This window comes from Billgrantia aerodenitrificans (assembly GCF_021404405.1).
GTDB lineage: Bacteria > Pseudomonadota > Gammaproteobacteria > Pseudomonadales > Halomonadaceae > Halomonas > Halomonas aerodenitrificans.
The window spans coordinates 179,231-195,414 of record NZ_JABFTV010000003.1 but is presented as its reverse complement, the minus strand read 5'-3'; the positions used below and the strand labels follow the sequence as shown (position 1 = coordinate 195,414).

Here is a 16,184-nt window from a genome sequence, read left to right as displayed (position 1 = left end):
GGTCGAATCAACCCCTTCGTGGTACGCCGCGTGCTGTGCTGGAAGACCGGAGGGTGCCGAAACGGCGTGGTGCCATCCGGTGTTCAGGCTGGGAACAGGGCGCTCATGTTAACACAACCGATACGCGTCAAGATGAAAATGCTGCGTCGCGAAGATGAGCGCGCTGCACGTGACTCGGCGCGGGCAGACGACCCCTGGGGCAGTGCGTATAGGGCTGTGCGTGTATACTGTGCCTCCTGAAAACAGCGGTGACCAATAGGGGTGTCATGGCCGAGCGTGACAAGCAAGCGATGGGCGAGACGGTGGGCGATGAAGCCGAGGTCGATTTCGCCACTGCCGTGGAGCGACTGGAGCAATTGGTGGAGCAGCTGGAGTCGGGCGAGCTGACGCTGGAGGGCTCGCTTGCCGCCTTCGAGCAGGGCGTACGCCTGACCCGCAATGCCCAGCGTCGTCTCGACGAGGCCGAGCTGCGCGTGCGCACCCTGGTCGAGGGTCCCGACGGCGGCATCGACTTCGAACCCTTCGCCGGCCCGAGCGCGGAGGACGACAGTGAGCACTGACTCTCTTTCCGCCACCCTGGCGGTCGACCGCGCTCGGGTCGATGCCTTCCTGGCGCGCGCCTTCGAGCAGCGCCAGCCGCCGGCTCCGCGCCTGGAAGCCGCCATGCGCCACGCGCTGCTGGTGGGCGGCAAGCGCCTGCGCCCACTGCTGGTCTATCTGGCCGGACGCTCGCTCGGGGCCAGCGACGAGGCGCTCGATGCGCCTGCCGCTGCCGTCGAGCTGATCCATGCCTACTCGCTGGTGCATGACGACCTGCCGGCCATGGACGACGACGACCTGCGCCGGGGGCAGCCCACGGTGCACCGTGCCTTCGACGAGGCCACGGCGATACTCGCCGGCGATGCGCTGCAGAGCCTGGCCTTCGAAGTTCTCGCCCGTGCTGCGCATCCGCGCCTGCCGGCACTGATCTTCACGCTTGCCGTCGCCGCCGGTCGCGACGGCATGGTGGGAGGGCAGGCATTGGACCTGGCGGCCGTTGGCGGCCACCCTGACGTCGAGGCACTCGCCACCATGCATGCCCACAAGACCGGCGCGCTGATCTGCGCCGCGGTACGCATGGGGGCGTTGACGGCCGTACCCGAACAGGATCCTCGTGTAGCGGCGCTGGATCGCTACGCCGAGGCGCTCGGTCTGACCTTTCAGATACACGACGACGTTCTCGACGTCATCGGCGACACCCAGACCCTGGGCAAGGCATCGGGTGCCGATGCCGCCCGCGACAAGCCGACCTATCCGGCCCTGCTGGGACTGGAAGGCGCTCGTCGCCGGGCCCAAGAGCTGACCGACGAAGCGCTGGCGGCGCTGGCGCCGCTGGGCGAGGCGGGCGACCCGCTGGCCCAACTGGCCCGCTACATGATCGAGCGCGACCACTAGCCGCCATACGGCATGACAGCCAGGACGACCGAATCGCAATGAAGCTCTACGACGTAATACCTGTCGAGCGCCCGGTAACCCCGCTGCTCGATTCGCTGAACACCCCGGCGGCTCTGCGCGCCATGAGCAGCGCCCAACTGCTGCAGGTGGCCGACGAACTGCGCGCTTACCTGCTCTACAGCGTGGGCCGCAGTGGCGGTCACTTCGGCGCCGGCTTGGGGGTGGTGGAGCTCACCGTGGCGCTGCACCATGCCCTGGAGACGCCCCACGACCGCCTGGTGTGGGACGTCGGCCATCAGGCCTATCCGCACAAGATCCTCACCGGCCGGCGCGAGACCATGCCGACCATCCGGCAGTACGGCGGCCTGGCGGCGTTTCCGCGGCGCGCCGAATCGCCCTACGACACCTTCGGCGTAGGCCACTCCAGTACCTCGATCTCGGCGGCGCTGGGCATGGCCCTGGCCGCTGCCACCCGCGGCGACAAGCGTCGCGTCTGTGCGGTGATCGGCGACGGTGCGCTGACCGCCGGCATGGCCTTCGAGGCGCTGGCCCACGCCGGTCACCTCGATGCCAACCTGCTGGTGGTGCTCAACGACAACGAGATGTCGATCTCCGAGAACGTCGGCGGCATTGCCAGCTACCTGGCCGGCATTCTCTCCAGCAAGCCCTACCTCGCCATCCGCGAAGAGGGCAAGCGGGTGCTGTCGCACCTGCCGGGAGCGCTGGAGCTGGCGCGGCGCACCGAGGAGCACATGAAGGGCATGGTCAGCCCTGCCACGCTGTTCGAGGAGATGGGTTTCAACTACATCGGCCCCCTCGACGGCCACGACCTGCCCACCCTGATCCAGACCCTGCGCAACATCCGTGACCTGGACGGCCCGCAGTTCCTGCACGTGAAGACCCGCAAGGGACGTGGTTTCCTGCCCGCCGAGGCCGACCCCATCGGCTATCACGCCATCACGAAGTTGGAAAAGAACGAGCTGGAGAAGAATGGCGATGCGCCCAGCAGTGCGCCGGTGGTGCCCGCAAGAAAAAAACCCAAGTACTGCAATGTCTTCGGCGAGTGGCTGTGCGACATGGCGGCGGTCGACAAGCGCCTGATCGGCATCACCCCGGCGATGCGCGAGGGGTCCGATCTGATCCGCTTCTCGAAGGAGTATCCCGACCGTTACTACGACGTGGCCATCGCCGAGCAGCATGCGGTGACGCTGGCCGCCGGCATGGCCTGTGAAGGGGCGAAGCCGGTGGTGGCGATCTACTCCACCTTCCTGCAGCGCGGCTACGATCAGCTGATCCACGACGTGGCGGTGCAGGAGCTCGACGTCACCTTCGCCATCGACCGCGCCGGTCTGGTGGGCGAAGACGGCCCCACCCACCACGGCAGCATGGACCTCTCCTACCTGCGCTGCGTACCCGGCATGGTGATCCTGACGCCGGCCGACGAGGCCGAGTGCCGTGCCATGCTCAGCGCCGCCTACCATCATCCGGGACCCGCCGCGGTACGCTACCCCCGCGGTAGCGGGCCGGGCGTGGCGATACCCTCGCACCTCGAGCCGCTGGCGATCGGCAAGGCCGAGCTGCGCCGCGAGAGCGGCGCCGAGCCCGGCAAGCGGGTTGCCCTGCTCGCCTTCGGCAGCCTCAACGGCCCGGCGGCCGAGGTGGCCGCATCCCTCGATGCCACGCACCTCAACATGCGCTCGGTGAAGCCGCTCGATCGCGAGGCGATTCTGGCCGCCGCCGCCGACCACGAGCTGCTGGTCACCCTGGAGGAGAATGCGGTAGCCGGCGGCGCCGGCAGCGGCGTGAACGAGTTGCTTGCCGCCGAGGGCGTGCAGGTGGCGCTGCTCAACCTGGGCCTGCCCGACACCTTCGTCGAGCACGGCAAGCCCGCCGAACTGCTGACCGAGTGTGGCCTCGATGCTGCCGGTATCGAAGCGGCGATTCGCGCACGTCTGGGTTGAGGTCTTTGCCGCGGGGAAGGGAATCGGCCGGGCGCATGCCCGGCCGATTCGTTTGAGGGGTACTGGTTCTTCTCGTACTGCCAGCGTCATTCATCGTACTTCGAGGTGAAGCGAATGACGTATCAATTTGCCCTATATTTCTTATATTCGTGTAAGCGATCACCTACAAACTTTGTAGTTCATTCGCTCATCCGCTTGTCAGCAATGGCCTGCGTTCAGCAACGACCCGCGTCGCCGCGGGGGTTGTGGCGGATTGCGTGTAAGCCGAAACGACACTCTGTGTCTCAATTGTAACCGTCACTCGGCCGATCGGGCCGTTTGGCACATGCCGCAAGCCTGATTACTCTCTCGCCTCACGAGCAAGGGCGATAACGCTTCTCACCTGAATGCTGACCGCATCTGCCTGACTGAGAGTGGGCTGATGCGGACAGGGCGTGGTGCGTTGTCGACGCAGCTGTAGCGATTCAGCTGTTGCGATTCCAAACAAGGCGGTCCATCAGGGAGCTTCTCCAATGGCGAAGGAAGGAACCGTTGCGCCGAAAGAGCGCATCAACATCAAGTACGTGCCGGCTACCGGCGATCAGCAGGCGGAAACCGAACTGCCGCTCAAGCTGCTGGTGGTAGGCGACTTCAAGGGTGGTGCCGAGGCCACGCCGATCGAGGCGCGGGAAAAGCTCTCGGTGGACAAGAACAACTTCAAGTCGGTAATGCGCGAAGCCGGTCTCAGCTTGACCGCCAGCGTGCCCAATCGCCTCGAGGAGGGCGAGGACGCCGGCGACCTGCCGGTCAACCTCGAATTCAAGTCGCTCGAGGACTTCACTCCCGACAGCGTGGCACGCCAGGTGCCCGAGCTGCGCAAGCTGGTCGAGCTGCGCGAGGCGCTGGTGGCGCTCAAGGGCCCGCTGGGCAACGTCCCTGCGTTCCGTGACCAGCTGCAGAAGCTGATGGAGAGCGACGAAGCGCGCACGCAGCTGCTCGCCGAACTCGAGCTGCTGGACACTCGCGACGACGCCAAGAGCTGAGGCTCCCGCGTCACAGAGGCATTCCGGGAGCGCGCCCACAGCGCATGAAGTTCCCGGCCAGGCAAAAGATTCGAGGCACGTACAATGAGCGAAATGGCACAGACGCAGGGGCAGGCCGCTGAGGCCAAAGCCGAGGGCTCCCTTCTCGATCAGGTGATGGCGCAGACCCGCCTGGCGCCGTCCGAGGACGGTTACGACATCGCCAAGCAGGGCGTGGCCGCCTTCATTGCCGAGCTGCTGCGCAGCGACGACGCGGCGCCGCAGGTCAACAAGGCGGTGGTGGACCGCATGATCGTCGAGCTCGACCGCAAGATCGGCAGTCAGGTCGACGAGATCCTGCACGACCGCGGCTTCCAGCAGATCGAATCGGCCTGGCGCGGGCTCAAGCTGCTGGTCGACCGCACCGACTTCCGCCAGAACATCAAGCTCGACCTGCTGCATGCCACCAAGGAAGAGCTGCTGGAGGACTTCGAGTTCGCGCCGGAGCTCAGCCAGAGCGGGCTCTACCAGCACGTCTACGCGACCGAGTACGGTCAGTTCGGCGGCGAGCCGGTGGGTGCCATCATCGGCAACTACGACTTCTCGCCCTCGACCCCCGACATCAAGCTGCTGCAGTTCACCGCCGCAGTGGGCGCCATGGCTCACGCGCCGTTTCTCTCCTCGGTGGCGCCGAGCTTCTTCGGCATCGACAGCTTCCAGGAGCTGCCTAACATCAAGGACTTCAAGGCGATCTTCGAAGGGCCCAAGTACGCCCGCTGGCGCAGCCTGCGCGAGTCCGAGGACGCCCGCTACCTGGGCCTGACCGCGCCGCGCTTCCTGCTGCGCATGCCCTACGACCCGGTGGAGAACCCGGTCAAGACTTTCCACTACCGCGAGACGGTCAGCGAGAGCCACGAAGATTACCTTTGGGGCAATACAGCCTACCTGCTCGCCGAGCGCCTCACCGACAGCTTCGCCAAGTACCGCTGGTGCCCCAACATCATTGGCCCGCAGAGCGGCGGCGCAGTGGAGAACCTGCCGGTGCACACCTACGAGGCGCTGGGCCAGTTGCAGGCCAAGATCCCCACCGAGGTGCTGGTCACCGACCGCCGTGAGTTCGAGATGGCCGAAGAGGGCTTCATCTCGCTGACCATGCGCAAGGGCAGCGACAACGCCGCCTTCTTCTCGGCCAACTCGGTGCAGAAGCCCAAGGTCTTCCCCAACACCCCCGAGGGCAAGGCCGCCGAGACCAACTACAAGCTCGGCACCCAGCTGCCCTACATGTTCATCATCAACCGCCTGGCTCACTACATCAAAGTGCTGCAGCGCGAGCAGATCGGCTCCTGGAAGGAGCGTCAGGATCTCGAGCGCGAGCTCAACGTGTGGATTCGCCAGTACGTTGCCGACCAGGAAAATCCCCCGGCCGAGGTGCGCAGCCGTCGTCCGCTGCGGGCCGCCTCGATCCAGGTCTCCGACGTCGAAGGCGATCCGGGCTGGTACCAGGTTTCCATGTCCGTGCGTCCGCACTTCAAGTACATGGGCGCCAACTTCGAGCTGTCGCTGGTGGGTCGTCTGGACAAGGAGTAAGGGGAGGGCGCGGCCATGACGATTCACCGTGGTGGCGTGCTCGGCAACCGGCTGTTCGAGCGGTTGGCGGCTCCCGAGCGACCGGAAGCCGGCGGCGCCGAGGCGAGCCTTGCCGAGATCGTCGAGTCCATCAAGCGCCATCTGGTCGATCTGCTCAACAGCCACCCGGGGCACAGCGAATGTGCCCCGGAGCTGGGGCTTCTCGACTTCAACGACGCGACCATCGGCGTGCTCGATCTGGAACGCAACATCCAGCGTGCCATTCGCCAGTGCATCGAGCGGTTCGAGCCGCGTGTGCGGCAGGTGGAAGTGGAGTCGCTGCCGCGTGGCAGCGACCCCTTGCAGCTGCGCTTCCAGGTGCACGCCACGGTGGATCTCGGGCGCGACCAGGGCCAGGCCACCATCGATCTGCTGCTCAACGACAAACGCTACCAGTGCCTGAACTGAGTACCCAAGCCGATTAGCCCCAGCCAGGAAGCGAGGCGTGCATGCTCAATCGTTATTACCGGGACGAGCTCGACTACCTGAAGCTGCAGGGGCGGGAGTTCGCCGAGGCCAACCCCGGCCTCAGCCGCTTCCTCTCCGAGCGCAGCACGGACCCGGACGTCGAGCGCCTGCTGGAAGGCTTCGCCTTTCTCACCGGACGCATGCGCGAGAAGGTCGAGGACGAGTTCCCCGAGCTGACCCACTCGCTGATCTCCATGCTGTGGCCCAACTATCTGCGCCCGGTGCCGAGCATGACGATCATGCAGTTCACGCCCAACAAGGGTGCCTTGAGCGGACGCCAGGAGGTGGCCGCCGGCACCACGCTGGCGGCGCGCCCCATCGACGGCACCGCCTGTCGCTTCCGTATCTGCCACGACGTGGCGCTCTATCCGCTGATGCATGCCGGCGTGGAGGCGCGCCACTCCCGTGAGTCCTCCATCGTCGAACTGGCTCTCGACGTGGACGGCGACCAGTCGCTGGATGCGCTGGGCATCGACAACCTGCGCCTGCATCTGGGCGGCGGCGGCTATACCGCACGCACGCTCTATCTGTGGCTGGGCCACTATCTGTCGCGCCTGGAGTTGGAGATCGATGGCGCCGTGGTTCCACTGCCTCGCGACATGCTCTCTCCGGTGGGCTTCGAGCGCGAGCACGCGCTGCTGCCCTATCCGCGCAACGTGCACCAGGGCTATCGCATCCTGCAGGAGTACCTGTGCTTTCCCGAGGCCTTCCACTTCGTCGATCTGGTGGGGCTGGGTCGGCTGCTGCCGGCGCGCCAGGCCTCGCGTATCGTGCTGCGCTTCGTCTTCTCACGCACGCTGCCGGCGGACGCCAAGGTGCGCGACGAGCATCTGGCGCTGTTCTGCGCCCCGGCCATCAACCTGTTCAGTCACGACGCCGACCCCATCGACCTCAACGGCGAGCGCAGCGAGTACCGCATTCGCCCCAGCAGCCGCGCGGCGGAGCACTACGAGGTGTTCAGCGTCGACGCGGTACAGGGTTGGCTGGAGGGCGATAGCGGCAAGATGCGCGGCGAGCCGCGTCAGTACGTGCCGTTCGAGAGCTTCCAGCATCAGATCGAACGTGACCGCGGCCGCGAGGCGCGCTATTTCCGCGTGCGGGTACGCGACAGCCTGCGCGGCGACGGCTTCGACCACGACATCGCCTTCGTGCGCGGCGACGAGCAGGCCTGCGTCGGCATGCGCGAGACCATCTCGCTGCGCCTGACCTGCAGCAACCGTACCCTGCCCGAGCGCCTGGCGGTGGGCGACATCATCGCTTCCACCGATACCAGTCCGGTGTTCGCCGCCTATCGCAACATCACCCGGCCCACCCCGGCGCTGCGCCCGACCCTGGACGGCAGCCTGCTGTGGACGCTGATCTCCAACCTATCGCTCAACTACCTGTCGCTGCTCGAGCGCGATGCGCTGTGCTCGGTGCTGCGGGCCTACGACTTCCGTGCCCTGGTCGACCGCCAGGCCGAGCGGGTGTCGCAGAAGCGTCTGGCCGGTGTGCTGAACATCGAGACCCGCTCCATCGACCGGCTCAAGCGTGGCCTGCCGGTACGCGGCCTGCGCTCGGTCATGACTTTGGACCAGGAAGCCTTCGGCGACGAGGGCAGCCTCTATCTGTTCGGCAGCGTGCTGGCACGATTCTTCTCGCTCTACGCCAGCATCAACTCGTTCCACGAACTCCACGTCGTCAATCGTCACAACCAGGAACGTTACGCATGGACCTTACAGTCGGGCCAACAACCCCTGATCTAGCGCCGCTGGCCCTGATCGAGGGAGCCCGGCGCTACGATTTCTACCAGCTCGTCGAGCTGCTGCATCGTCATCACGACGACGATCTCGAGCGCGTGGCCGACGTGCATCCCGGTCGCGAGCGGGTGCGCTTCAGCGCCTCGGCGTCGCTTGGCTTCCCCGGCAGCGACGTGGTGGCGCTGGAGCCGCGTCCGAGTGGCGAATACTCGCTGGAAGTCAGCTTCTTCGGCCTGCAGGGGGCCCAGTCGCCGCTGCCCGGCTACTACCTGGAATCGCTGGCCCACGAGGCGGCCCACCACGAGGGGGTCGCCCGCGACTTCCTCGACTTCTTCAACCACCGTCTGCTGACCCTGGTGCATCGCAGCTGGCGCAAGTACCGCCACTACGTGCGCTACCAGGACGGTGCCAGCGACGGCTTCTCCGCCGCGGTGTTCGCCCTGGTGGGGCTGGCCGACGAGGAGCTGCGCGGCGAGACGCCGATCAACTGGGGCAAGATGCTGGCCTATGCCGGCCTGCTGGCGGGGCGCTCGCGCTCGCCCGAGGTGGTCGAGAGCGTGGTCGGTCACTGCTTCGACCTCGACGACGTGAGCGTCGAGCAGTGGGTGCACCGCTGGGTCGAGATTCCCGAGGACCAGCGCAGCCGTACCGGCCTCGGCGCCATGACTCTGGGCGAGGACATGGTGGCCGGCGAGCGGGTCGCCGACGTGGGCGGCAAGTTCGCCCTGTGCCTGCAGGGGCTCAGCCTGGCCCGCTTCCGCGACTTCCTGCCCGACGGCCGCGAGCATGCGCCGCTCAAGACCCTGGTCAGCTTCGTACTGCGCGAGCCGCTGGCCTACGACCTCGAACTGGAACTGCTGGAGAGCGCGGTGCAGTCCATGCGTCTTGGCGACCATGGCTGCTGTCAGCTCGGCTGGACCACTTTCGTCAATCCCCAAGCCGGTGCCGCCGCGGGGCGGCGCCGGGTGCGCATTCAGATGACAGGGTAACGCGATGACGTATCTTTCCCGGCCCCAGGTCGCCGCCAGCGCCGTCACCTTGGTGGTGCTCAACAGCGAACGGCTGGAGGGGCGCTCCACCAGCAGCCATGTATTTCCGGCCTCGGGGGGAACCCTGGGCAGCGCCGAGAGCGACGACTGGCTGCTGCAGGACCATGCCGGGCGAATCCGCCCCGCCCATGCCGAGATCCGCAGGGCCGACGGCCAGTTCTGCCTGATCGACCGCAGCGGTCACACCTTCATCAATCAGGCCACGCTGCCGCTGGGCCGCGAGCGCCGGGTCGCCCTGCGCGATGGCGACGAGCTGGGGATCGGCGAGTACCGGGTGCGCGTGCATCTGGGTGACCGCCAAGCCGGCTTGCCTGGCGCCCAGCCGCTTGCCGCGCTGGTCGACGACGAGCAGGAGGTGCTGGCGGAGCAGGGCGTGGTGCCGTACCGGGCCGCGCACTCGGCCGCCTTTCCGCCGCCGCGCCGCGACGACCCGCTGGAGGCCCTGGGCGAGGCCACGCCGGGTGCCAGCCAGCGCGATCCGCTCACGGCCCTGGCCCACGAGCATGACGCGGCGCAAGGCGATGACGATGCGCTGCTCGGCGTCCTGGCCGAGCAGCGGCATGGCGACACGGGGCAGCACGGCTCTCTGGAGTGGCGCGCAGCGGCGCCGACCAATCGACGATACGAGGAAGATACCAAGATGAACCGGGAAATGGACGAAGGCCTGCTGGACGATCTGGAACGCTCGGTGGGTGAGCAGCTCGAGGAGCGCTGGCAGGACAGCGTGCCGGCCGGCGCCGGCTCCACCGGCAGTGATCCGTTGCTGCGCGCACTCGGCGCCGAGCTGCGCTTTGCCGACAGCGAAGAGCAGCTCAACTTCCTGGCCGAGGCCGGCCAGACCCTGCGCGCCGCCATCGAAGGTCTGCAGGCGCTGCACCGCGCCCAGGACGACAGCCGCTATCCGCTGCGCGACCGTCGCCTGCAGCCGATCGAGGACAACCCTCTGCGCCTCGGCCAACCCTACCGCGAGACGGTAGAGACGATGTTCTCCGCCCGTCGCAGCCCGGTGCACCTCTCGGCACCGGCGGCCGTCACCGAGTGCCTGACCCATCAGGGGCAGCACCAGGCGGCGGTGGAGGAGGCCATCGGCGAGGCGCTGCAGGCGATCCTCGATGCCTTCGCTCCTGACGCCCTGCTCAAGCGCTTCCACGCCTATCGCGGTGCCGGCAACCGTCTCGACGACGAGGGCAGCTGGGCGTGGGAGATGTATCGCCATTACTACCAGGAGCTCAACTCCGGCCGTCAGCAGGGCTTCGCCAAGCTGTTCTGGGAGGTGTTCGAGCAGGCCTACGACCAATCGGTGCGACGTCAGCAGCGCGAAGCCAAGTGAACACAACAAGACGGGACGCAGGAAACATGAGTACAAGACTTTTGCGCGCAAGCAAGGCCTCGGGGCGCTCCTTGACATGGCTGACGGTGCTGCTGCTGGCGCTGGTTCTCAGCGGCTGTACCACCATCGGCAAGACCTGGCAGGTGATCCGCGATCCCTCGATCCCGGTGGGCCATCCCGAAGACCGCCTGACCCGGGTCGATCTGGCCATGCTCGCCGAGCCCGACGTCAATCCCAACTTCGATGGCGAGGGTACGCCGCTGCGTTTCCAGATCCTGCAGCTCAAGGACGACTCCATGCTGATGGCAGCCGACCACCAGCAGCTGCTCAACGATCTGGAAGGCGCCCTGGGCACCAACTATCTCTCGCATGATGACTTCACCCTGCTACCGGGGCAGTGGAAGTTCTACGAGCCGTTCGACATCGACGAAGAGACCCGCTACATCGGGCTGATCGCCTTCTACAACAACCCCGACCAGACCGAATGGAAGAAGGTGGTGCGGGTCGCCTCGCGCAGTGAGGACTACCACCTGCTGGTGCACCTGCGCGCCGACGAGGCCGAGTTGAGGAAGGAAGACTGATGGCCAGCCGCAACCGAGTGGTATGGAGCGAAGGGCTGTTCATCAAGCCGCAGCACTTCCAGCAGCAGCAGCGCAGCCTCGAGGGCCTGCTCGAGACGCGCCTGCGCGGCATCAGCCACGCTCTGTACGGCTTCCAGACCCTGGAGCTCAACGCCGAGTACCTGAGCTTCGGGCGCATCGCCATCAGCCGTGCCAGTGGTGTGATGCCCGACGGTACGGCCTTCCTGCTGCCCGAAGACGACATCGAGCCGCAGCCGCTGGAGATCGACGACGCCGGTATCGCCAACCAGCTCGTCTACCTCTGCCTGCCGCTGGCCACCGATGCGGTGGGCGAGGTGCGCTGGCCCGACGACGACCTGCCGACCCGCTATCGCCTGGCTCAGCGCAGCGTACGCGACCTGCACTCCCGCGATGGCGATACCGCCATTCTCGATGTCGCCCGGGTCGCGCCCAGGCTGCTGCTCGAGCGCGACGACCGCAGCGCCTACACCTGCCTGGCGGTGGCGCGCATCCACGAGCGGCGCCCCGACGGCAGCCTGGTGCTCGACGAGCAGTTCATCCCTACGCTGCTCAACGTGCAGGCGGCGCCGGTGCTGCAGCGCTTCGTCGGCGAGATGGCCGGGCTGATGCGTGAGCGCGCGCGCAATATCGCCCATCGCCTCGCCTCGCCGCACCAGGCCGGCGTGGCCGACGTCTCCGACTTCATGCTGTTGCAGTTGCTCAACCGCGCCCAGCCGCGCTTCCAGCATCTGGCGCGCCTGGGTCATCTGCACCCGGAGCGGCTGTTCGCCACCATGCTGGAAACCGCCAGCGAACTGGTGACCTTTACCGACGAGTCGCGGCTGCCGCCGGAGTATCCGGCCTACGACCACGACCACCCCGAGCGGGCCTTCCGCATGCTGATGCAGAGCCTGCGTCAGGCGCTCTCCACCGTGCTCGAGCCGCGCGCACTGGCGATCCAGCTGCAGTCGCGCCGCTATGGCCTGCTGGTGGCACCGCTGGCCGATCCGGCCCTGCTCGAAAGCGCCGATTTCATCCTCGCGGTGCGTGCCGATATGCCCCACGAGCGGCTGCGCAAGCTGTTCCTGCAGCAGACCAAGGTGGCCAGCGTGGAGCGCATCCGCGACCTCATCAGCCTGCAGCTGCCCGGTGTGCCGCTGGAGCCGCTGCCGGTGGCCCCGCGCGAACTGCCCTACCACGCCGGCTACAGCTACTTCCGCCTCGACCGGCAGAGCCAGGCCTGGAGCATGCTCGACGGTGCCAGCGGTTTCGCCTTCCACGTGGCGGGCGAATTCCCCGGGCTCGAAATGCAGTTCTGGGCGATCAGGAGCTAAGCCATGCAAGAACTTGCCACCACGCGATACGAACCCGAGGCTGGCGCCGTGGCGCGCTATGCCCCCACCCGCCACGAGGACCGCATCGACGAGCGCGGGCTGGAGCGGCTGATCCACAGCCATGCCGAACAGCTCGACGCCGACGAGGAGTACTGGTTCCGCCTGCGCGGCTACAACCTCAACCCGCTGGCCGACGCCGCCAGTTCGCTGCTGGGCATGGTGCTGCGGGTGCGCCAGCTCGACGGCATGGGCGATCTCGACCGGCTCTACCGCCAGGTGGTCGACGAGATCGCGGCCATTGAGGTGGAGCTCACCGAGCAGGGCTACGACCGGCCCACGCTGCTGGCCTTCCGCTACGTGCTCTGCTCGTTCATCGACGAGGCGGTGATGGGCACGCCCTGGGGGCACCAGAGCAGCTGGGCCGAGCACTCGCTGCTGACGCGTTTCCACAACGAGACCTGGGGCGGCGAGAAGGTCTTCTCGATCCTCGCCCGGCTGCAGCAGGAGCCGCAGCGCTACCGCGACATGCTGGAGTTCATCTACCTCTGCCTGTGTCTCGGCTTCGAGGGACGCTACAAGGTCATGGACCACGGCCGCGAGGAGTACGAGCACATCGTGCGCACCCTCGGCGACCAGTTGGCGGCCCTCAGCGACACTCCCGAGGACAGCCTGACCCGGCCGCTCGACAACGTCATGCCGGGGCGGCGCCACCGCGGTCGCGGCATGCCGGTGTGGGGCGTGTTCGCGCTGTTCGCCGTCGCCATGGTCGGCGCCTACCTGGGCTTCGTCTGGACGCTCGATCAGCAAGCGGCCCAGGTCGGTACCCTTCTCGATCAGATTTACCGTTAGGAGATCCCATGCTCAGGGTAGAGCTTCCCGCGCTCATCGGCCGTCTCAACGCCGTTTCCCGTCAAGGCCTGGAGCAGGCCGCGGTGCTGTGCGCCGAGCAGCAGGCCCCCGAGGTCACCGCCGGCCATCTGCTGCTGGCGCTGATCGATCAGCCGCTGTGCGACCTGCGCTGCCTGCTCGAAGGGCAGGGCGTCGACCTTCATGAGCTGCGCGCACGGCTGGCCGAGGAGACCCGCCCGCCGCGGGATCTGGCCGTCACCACGCCGAGCTTCTCGCCGCTGCTGGTCGAGCTGCTGCAGGACGCCTGGCTGCTGGCCACGACCGAATTCAGCTATGACAGCCTGCGCAGCGGCCTGATCTTCACCGCCCTGCTGCACAACACCGGGCGCTATGTGGGACCGCGCAGCGCCGCGCTGCTGGCCGAGATCAATCGTGAGGGACTGCGTCGCGGCTTCGAGCGGCTGGCCGCCGACTCCGCCGAAGCACCTCGCGCCGAGTCCGGCGACGCCGGGAGGCGTCCGGCCCAGGCCGCTCAGGGCGACAGCGCCCTGGCACGCTTCGCTACCTCGCTCACCGAGCAGGCCCGGCGCGGCGAGCTCGACCCGGTGCTGTGCCGCGATCCGGAAATCGACCAGATGCTCGACATCCTCGGCCGCCGGCGCAAGAACAACCCCATCGTCATCGGCGATGCCGGGGTGGGCAAGAGCGCCGTGGTGGAGGGCCTCGCCGCGCGTATCGTCGAGGGTCGCGTGCCCTCGGCGCTGGCCGACGTCGAGCTGATGAGCCTCGATCTCGGTGCGCTGCAGGCCGGCGCCGCGGTCAAGGGCGAGTTCGAGAAGCGCCTCAAGGCGGTGATCGAGGAGGTCAAGTCCTCGCCGCGGCCGATCCTGCTGTTCATCGACGAGGCCCACACCCTGATCGGCGCCGGCAATCAGGAGGGCGGTGGCGACGCCGCCAACCTGCTCAAGCCGGCCCTGGCCCGCGGCGAACTGCGCACCATCGCCGCCACCACCTGGCGCGAGTACAAGAAGTACTTCGAGAAGGACCCGGCGCTCTCCCGGCGCTTCCAGCCGGTGGCACTGGCCGAGCCCAGCGTCGACCAGGCGCTGATGATCCTGCGCGGCCTGCGTGACACCTACGAGAACGCCCACGGCGTGCTGGTGGGCGACAGCGGCCTGCGTGCCGCTGCCGAGCTCTCGGCGCGCTACCTGGCCGGCCGTCAGCTGCCCGACAAGGCCATCGACGTCCTCGACACCGCCTGCGCGCGGCTCTCCCAGGCGCTGGACACTCCGCCGCGCCGGCTCAGCCACCTCAAGAGCGAGCACATTTCCGCCCAGCGCGAGCGCGAGCAGCTCGACCGCGAACGTCTGCTGGGGCGCAGCCCCGACCCGGCCCGCGAGGCCGAACTCGACGCCCGCCTGGCACGCCTGGAGGAAGAGGTCGAGCGGCTCGAAGCGGCCTGGATCGACCAGCGCGAGTGCGTCGACGCCATCATCGCGCTGCATCGTCAGCTGCTCGAAGCGGGCAAAGACGATGCCGAGGTCGAGCCTGCGGCTGCCGAGACCGAGGTGGCCAGCGAAGGCGTGACGGCAGCGGATGCCGCCGCTGCGAGCCCTGCAGATGGTCTTGCAAAAGGTCTTGAAGCAGGACTTGGAGAAGGCCTTGAAGCAGGTGTCGCCGAGAGCCCTGAAGAGAGCGTCAGCGAGGCTGTCGATGAGGTCGCCGTCGCAGCAGCAGAAGATCCGCACGAAGCCCTGGCTCGCCACGAGGCGCGCCTGGCCGAGCTGCAGCAGGAGTTCGCCCTGGTCAATGCCAGCGTCGAGGAGGCGCAGATCGCCCAGGTCATCGGCGACTGGACCGGGGTGCCGGTGGAGCGCATGACCAGCGACGAGCTGACCCGTCTCACCGAGCTGCCCGAGCATCTCGGCCGGCTGGTGCAGGGTCAGGACGTGGCCATCGAGCGCGTGCATCGCCACCTGCTCACCGCTCGCGCCGACCTGCGCCGTCCCGGCCGCCCGCTGGGTGCCTTCCTGCTGGTCGGCCCCAGCGGCGTGGGCAAGACCGAGACCGTGGTGCAGATCGCCGAGCGTCTCTACGGCGGCCGCCAGTTCCTCACCACCATCAATATGTCCGAGTACCAGGAGAAGCACACCGTGTCGCGGCTGATCGGCTCGCCGCCGGGCTACGTGGGCTTCGGCGAGGGCGGTCTGCTGACCGAGGCGATCCGTCAGCGGCCCTACTCGGTGGTGCTGCTCGATGAGGTCGAGAAGGCCCACCCGGACGTGCTCAACCTGTTCTACCAGGCCTTCGACAAGGGTGAGCTGGCCGATGGGGAAGGGCGCCTGATCGACTGCAAGAACGTGGTGTTCTTCCTCACCTCGAACCTCGGCTACGAGGCCATCGTCGCCCACGCCGACGAGCCCGCGGCGCTGGACGATGCGCTCTACCCGGTGCTAGCGGGCTTCTTCAAGCCGGCGCTGCTGGCGCGCATGGAGGTGGTGCCCTACTTCCCGCTGGGCGCCGACACCCTGCGCGACATCGTGGCGGCCAAGCTCGACACCCTGGCCGAGCGTATCCGCTCGCGCCATCGCCAGGCCGAAGTGGTGCTCGACGAGGCCCTGCGCGACGCCATCTGTGCTCGCGCCACCCGCAGCGAGAACGGCGCGCGCATGCTCGAGTCGGTGATCGACGGCGAGCTGCTGCCGCCGGTGTCGCGGGCGCTGCTCGACCGCCTGGCGCGGCGCGAGCCGGTGACCCGGGTGGCCCTGGGCGTCGACGAGGCGGGCGCCTTCACTGCGGAGGTGGTGTAGGC

General features: G+C 67.6%; 13 protein-coding genes. All 13 read left to right on the top strand.

The window, feature by feature from the left end; all coding sequences use genetic code 11:
* The first annotated feature begins 266 nt into the window (after nucleotides 1-266).
* The 13 genes from HOP59_RS07055 (at nucleotide 267) to HOP59_RS06995 (ending at nucleotide 16,182) form a co-directional block, all read left to right on the top strand.
* Nucleotides 267-560 (top strand): exodeoxyribonuclease VII small subunit, encoded by a 294-nt coding sequence (locus tag HOP59_RS07055; protein ID WP_234253328.1) that lies wholly within the window; start codon nucleotides 267-269, stop codon nucleotides 558-560.
* Complete coding sequence (locus tag HOP59_RS07050) at nucleotides 550-1,434, top strand: polyprenyl synthetase family protein (protein ID WP_234253327.1); 885 nt, start codon at nucleotides 550-552, stop codon at nucleotides 1,432-1,434. The genes HOP59_RS07055 and HOP59_RS07050 overlap by 11 nt, the downstream gene beginning before the upstream one ends.
* 38 nt (nucleotides 1,435-1,472) lie before the next feature.
* Nucleotides 1,473-3,395: a 1-deoxy-D-xylulose-5-phosphate synthase gene (dxs, locus tag HOP59_RS07045; protein WP_234253326.1), complete on the top strand. Its 1,923-nt coding sequence runs from the start codon at nucleotides 1,473-1,475 to the stop codon at nucleotides 3,393-3,395.
* A gap of 512 nt (nucleotides 3,396-3,907) precedes the next feature.
* Nucleotides 3,908-4,417, top strand: a complete 510-nt coding sequence (gene tssB / locus HOP59_RS07040) for a type VI secretion system contractile sheath small subunit (protein ID WP_010626151.1) — start codon at nucleotides 3,908-3,910, stop codon at nucleotides 4,415-4,417.
* An 84-nt stretch (nucleotides 4,418-4,501) separates the two neighbouring features.
* Entirely contained in the window at nucleotides 4,502-5,983 is a 1,482-nt protein-coding gene (gene tssC / locus HOP59_RS07035; RefSeq protein ID WP_234253325.1) for a type VI secretion system contractile sheath large subunit, read from the top strand.
* Nucleotides 5,984-5,998: 15 nt separating this feature from the next.
* Nucleotides 5,999-6,430: a type VI secretion system baseplate subunit TssE gene (gene tssE, locus HOP59_RS07030; protein WP_234253324.1), complete on the top strand. Its 432-nt coding sequence runs from the start codon at nucleotides 5,999-6,001 to the stop codon at nucleotides 6,428-6,430.
* 41 nt (nucleotides 6,431-6,471) lie between these two features.
* Nucleotides 6,472-8,235, top strand: coding sequence for a type VI secretion system baseplate subunit TssF (gene tssF / locus HOP59_RS07025; RefSeq protein WP_010626154.1), 1,764 nt, complete (start codon nucleotides 6,472-6,474; stop codon nucleotides 8,233-8,235).
* Nucleotides 8,199-9,218 carry a type VI secretion system baseplate subunit TssG gene (tssG, locus tag HOP59_RS07020; RefSeq protein ID WP_234253323.1) on the top strand — a complete coding sequence of 340 codons (1,020 nt, stop codon included), beginning with the start codon at nucleotides 8,199-8,201 and terminating at the stop codon, nucleotides 9,216-9,218. The genes tssF and tssG overlap by 37 nt, the downstream gene beginning before the upstream one ends.
* A gap of 4 nt (nucleotides 9,219-9,222) precedes the next feature.
* A complete protein-coding gene (gene tagH, locus HOP59_RS07015) occupies nucleotides 9,223-10,608 on the top strand; it encodes a type VI secretion system-associated FHA domain protein TagH (RefSeq protein WP_234253322.1) in 1,386 nt (461 codons plus the stop codon).
* A gap of 26 nt (nucleotides 10,609-10,634) precedes the next feature.
* Complete coding sequence (tssJ, locus tag HOP59_RS07010) at nucleotides 10,635-11,189, top strand: type VI secretion system lipoprotein TssJ (RefSeq protein ID WP_234253321.1); 555 nt, start codon at nucleotides 10,635-10,637, stop codon at nucleotides 11,187-11,189.
* Nucleotides 11,189-12,523, top strand: a complete 1,335-nt coding sequence (gene tssK / locus HOP59_RS07005; protein ID WP_010626159.1) for a type VI secretion system baseplate subunit TssK — start codon at nucleotides 11,189-11,191, stop codon at nucleotides 12,521-12,523. Before tssJ ends, tssK begins: the two co-directional genes overlap by 1 nt.
* 3 nt (nucleotides 12,524-12,526) lie before the next feature.
* A complete protein-coding gene (icmH, locus tag HOP59_RS07000; protein ID WP_234253320.1) occupies nucleotides 12,527-13,372 on the top strand; it encodes a type IVB secretion system protein IcmH/DotU in 846 nt (281 codons plus the stop codon).
* A gap of 8 nt (nucleotides 13,373-13,380) precedes the next feature.
* Nucleotides 13,381-16,182 carry an AAA family ATPase gene (locus tag HOP59_RS06995; RefSeq protein ID WP_234253319.1) on the top strand — a complete coding sequence of 934 codons (2,802 nt, stop codon included), beginning with the start codon at nucleotides 13,381-13,383 and terminating at the stop codon, nucleotides 16,180-16,182.
* Nucleotides 16,183-16,184 lie beyond the last annotated feature (2 nt).

Coding starts and splice junctions, on each gene's coding strand:
- HOP59_RS07055 (WP_234253328.1), top strand. CDS start 267: ATGGCCGAGCGTGACAAGCAAGCGATGGGCGAGACGGTGGGCGATGAA.
- dxs (WP_234253326.1), top strand. CDS start 1,473: ATGAAGCTCTACGACGTAATACCTGTCGAGCGCCCGGTAACCCCGCTG.
- tssB (WP_010626151.1), top strand. CDS start 3,908: ATGGCGAAGGAAGGAACCGTTGCGCCGAAAGAGCGCATCAACATCAAG.
- tssC (WP_234253325.1), top strand. CDS start 4,502: ATGAGCGAAATGGCACAGACGCAGGGGCAGGCCGCTGAGGCCAAAGCC.
- tssE (WP_234253324.1), top strand. CDS start 5,999: ATGACGATTCACCGTGGTGGCGTGCTCGGCAACCGGCTGTTCGAGCGG.
- tssF (WP_010626154.1), top strand. CDS start 6,472: ATGCTCAATCGTTATTACCGGGACGAGCTCGACTACCTGAAGCTGCAG.
- tssG (WP_234253323.1), top strand. CDS start 8,199: ATGGACCTTACAGTCGGGCCAACAACCCCTGATCTAGCGCCGCTGGCC.
- tagH (WP_234253322.1), top strand. CDS start 9,223: ATGACGTATCTTTCCCGGCCCCAGGTCGCCGCCAGCGCCGTCACCTTG.
- tssJ (WP_234253321.1), top strand. CDS start 10,635: ATGAGTACAAGACTTTTGCGCGCAAGCAAGGCCTCGGGGCGCTCCTTG.
- tssK (WP_010626159.1), top strand. CDS start 11,189: ATGGCCAGCCGCAACCGAGTGGTATGGAGCGAAGGGCTGTTCATCAAG.
- icmH (WP_234253320.1), top strand. CDS start 12,527: ATGCAAGAACTTGCCACCACGCGATACGAACCCGAGGCTGGCGCCGTG.
- HOP59_RS06995 (WP_234253319.1), top strand. CDS start 13,381: ATGCTCAGGGTAGAGCTTCCCGCGCTCATCGGCCGTCTCAACGCCGTT.